Origin of the sequence: Pantoea sp. GbtcB22 (assembly GCF_019091025.1) — a bacterium.
Lineage (GTDB): Bacteria > Pseudomonadota > Gammaproteobacteria > Enterobacterales > Enterobacteriaceae > Pantoea > Pantoea leporis.
This window is the reverse complement of record NZ_JAGXKB010000415.1, coordinates 1-256: the sequence shown is the minus strand read 5'-3', so window position 1 is coordinate 256 and position 256 is coordinate 1. Positions and strand designations below refer to the sequence as shown.

The window sequence follows — 256 nt, the reverse complement described above, 5'->3', positions numbered from 1 at the left end:
CTAACTTGTACTCGCAGCATTTATCATACACAAAATCTGGAACGGGCGGCAACGCAAAAAGGCAGAAAGGGAGCCTGCACCAAAACCACTGCTGACCCGGGGAAAAGTGTCGGTGGCGCCGAGCGATTTTCCTTTTGTGATTACGACCATACATCTAAAAGAAGCTTTGCAGCCAACACAAGTCCAGAGCCTGATCTCGACTCTTTGGCGTTTTATTTGTTACATCGTTGAACAAATAGCGTAGAACATACTATGA

At 46.1% G+C, this 256-nt stretch carries 1 protein-coding gene; it reads left to right on the top strand.

Features of this window, described 5'->3' with window-relative positions; genetic code table 11:
- The coding region (locus KVT28_RS25635; RefSeq protein WP_217551048.1) for a hypothetical protein at positions 1-231 on the top strand (231 nt) is incomplete at its 5' end.
- Positions 232-256 lie beyond the last annotated feature (25 nt).